The sequence below is a fragment of the Peptoniphilus sp. genome (assembly GCF_034090345.1).
GTDB lineage: Bacteria > Bacillota > Clostridia > Tissierellales > Peptoniphilaceae > Peptoniphilus.
Map to the genome: position 1 here is coordinate 1 of NZ_JAXDSS010000025.1, position 2,624 is coordinate 2,624.

Annotated in this window: 5 protein-coding genes; all 5 read left to right on the top strand. The window is 31.8% G+C overall.

The window, feature by feature from the left end; translation table 11 throughout:
* The coding region (gene ispE / locus SOR77_RS02295; RefSeq protein ID WP_320635585.1) for a 4-(cytidine 5'-diphospho)-2-C-methyl-D-erythritol kinase at window positions 1-592 on the top strand (592 nt) is incomplete at its 5' end.
* Entirely contained in the window at window positions 592-1,212 is a 621-nt protein-coding gene (locus SOR77_RS02300) for a hypothetical protein (protein WP_320635586.1), read from the top strand. The genes ispE and SOR77_RS02300, both read left to right, overlap by 1 nt.
* The gene (locus SOR77_RS02305) at window positions 1,206-1,571 is read left to right on the top strand and encodes a metallopeptidase family protein (RefSeq protein WP_320635587.1); all 366 of its coding nucleotides are present in this window, start codon (window positions 1,206-1,208) and stop codon (window positions 1,569-1,571) included. The genes SOR77_RS02300 and SOR77_RS02305 overlap by 7 nt, the downstream gene beginning before the upstream one ends.
* Complete coding sequence (locus SOR77_RS02310; protein WP_320635588.1) at window positions 1,571-2,398, top strand: DnaJ domain-containing protein; 828 nt, start codon at window positions 1,571-1,573, stop codon at window positions 2,396-2,398. Before SOR77_RS02305 ends, SOR77_RS02310 begins: the two co-directional genes overlap by 1 nt.
* 26 nt (window positions 2,399-2,424) lie before the next feature.
* A partial coding sequence (locus SOR77_RS02315; protein ID WP_320635589.1) for an epoxyqueuosine reductase QueH occupies window positions 2,425-2,624 on the top strand: 200 nt, incomplete at its 3' end.

The following is a 2,624-nucleotide window of genomic DNA, read 5'->3' on the forward strand; positions in this document are numbered from 1 at the left end:
TGATATTAAATTGTACAAAAAAATTCCAACCGGAGCAGGACTTGCCGGAGGGTCAGCTAATGCTGCGACTTTATTTGAAGAGATAAATAGAATTTATAATTTGAATTTGGATATAGATGAGCTTAGGGAGCTAGGAGGAAAGGTTGGAGCTGATGTTCCATTTATGATAGGAGGTAAAACTGCACTTTGTGAAGGAATAGGTGAAGTGATTACAGATTTGGATATTGATTTTAAAAGTTTAAAGGCTCTTATTGTAAATCCTGGATTCGAAGTAAGTTCTAAGGAAGTTTATTCAAATATGAATTTAAAAGTTGATAGGGTTGATTTCAATTCACTAATAGATGCATTAAGGAATGAAAATTTAGTAGAAATTTCTAAATATCTTAGAAATGATATGGAAGATTTCGTGTTTAAAAAATATATTGAAGTGGAAAATATAAAGAAAGAGATTTTAAAGTACACAAGTGCTACACTTATGAGCGGTTCCGGCTCTACTGTTTATGGTCTTTTTGACAATGAAGAAGATTTGATAAAGGCGTATAATAATTTTAGAGAAATCTATAAAAATACTTACATGGTGAATTTAATATAATGGTTTATTTAGTTGATGATTCAATAGGAGCGCTTATTTTTCTAAATGAGTGCAATGTGGGCGGCAATGTGATCATAGATAATATGTATTGGCCCTTGGCTATGATGCCAAAGACAATTAAATATAGAATTGATAATATTGAAAAAAATACAAGTGGGAAGTTGATATGCACTAATCCATCTATGTCTATTTTTTTAAAGGATGCTATAACGGGAATTGAACCATTTAAAAAAGATTTTGATAGTAAATCCGGAGTGGTACTGTCTAATAAAATTTTTGCTGAAAAGTTTAATGGAGTAGATGTCCAAGTTTTAGCTAATACTGTGGTAGATGGGAATGTGAGTGAATATGTTGCTAAAAACTTATTAGATTCTTACATAGGAGATTCAAAGCTTGTCTATGTTATGGAACCTTGTATTCACTATTATAGAGAATTTATGGGAAAATTTTACCCGAATGTAGAGTTTAAATTTTTATTTGACTATTTAAAAGATGAGATTGAGGGAATAGAATTTACTAAGAGCAAGTTCTATGTTACTGGTAATAGAATAGGATTTTATATGGGAGCTGAGGAGCTGCTTGGGGGAAACTATTCTTCTGTGAGGAGATTGAAGTGGTAGAGATTGACGAGTTTCAAGAAATCCTTGAAGAATTATATGAGGAACTTCCTAAAAGTATTTATGATGAGCTTACAGGAGGTATAATTGTTGAGGAAGAGTGTAAGTATTATGAGAATGAGCCGGAACTTATATGTCTTGGTGTTTATGAAAGAAGTATGCTAGGTAAGTGCATAAGAATTTACTACGGCTCATTTATGAATATGTATTTTTGGTACGACAGAGATAGTTTAAAGGATGAGCTTAGAAAAACTTTCCACCATGAATTGACTCATCACATAGAGTTTTTAGCTAAAGACAATGATTTGGAATTAGAAGATATAGAATTTTTAAAGAAGTATAGAGAAAATAAGGAGAATTGATGAATAAAATCGCAGGTTATTTTTATAAGTTGGTGGGGTCTATAATAGACTATACACTTCAAGGGCTGATATATATTTTTACAGTGTTAGTAAATATATTTTCGTCTATAAAACAGTTGTTTGGTTTAGTTTTTTCGGCGGCCGGATGTTTAATATTATTTTTTATATTCAATCCTTTCTTTTTAGCAGCACTTTTGAGAAGCCCTTTATTTTGGATTGGAGTATTGTCTTTAATAGTTCCGATTATAGGGACAATTGCCGTAAGTTATTTGAAGTATATCCACTATATGGCGACTGAATATTTCTATGATAAGGCAGATTTTTACATACTTGGAAGAACTGCGGCTTATAAGAGAATGGAAGATTATGGGAATAAATATAGAGAAAATCTTGAAAGAGAGAGATTAAAAAGAGAGCAGGAGAGAAGAAAAAGACAAGAGGAAGAATTTAGAAGACAATTTGGAAATTTTGGAGAAGGTACTCAATGGGGAAGTTGGACTTTCGGCTCTTTTGAAGATTTTGAACAATTCTTCGGACAAGCTCAAAGTGGGGGCTATTATAATGGCTATGGTCAACAAGGCTACCAAAATCAAAGTTATCAAGCTCCTAATTCATTTAAAAATCAGTATGAATCAGCTTGTGATGTCTTAGGAGTTCCCTATACAGCAGATAAGTATGAAATAAAGTTGAGTTATAGAAAAATGGCTAAGATTTACCATCCGGATTTAAATAAAGCAGAAGATGCTGCTGAAAAATTTAAACAGATAAATAATGCTTACGAGTTTTTGAGTGATGAAAATATTGCGAGGTATAAAAATTTACATTGAAACAGAAACAAAATTATAATTTTTTAATGGAACAAGAGTTAAAAAGATTAGACCATAGACCAACACTTTTATTACACGTTTGTTGTGCTCCATGTTCATCAGCTGTAATAGAGAGAATGGTAGAATATTTTGATATATGTGTGTTGTTTTATAATCCAAATATGGACACTGATGTTGAGTTTATCAGAAGGGCAGAAGAACTTAATAGACTTGTGAGCGATTGTGG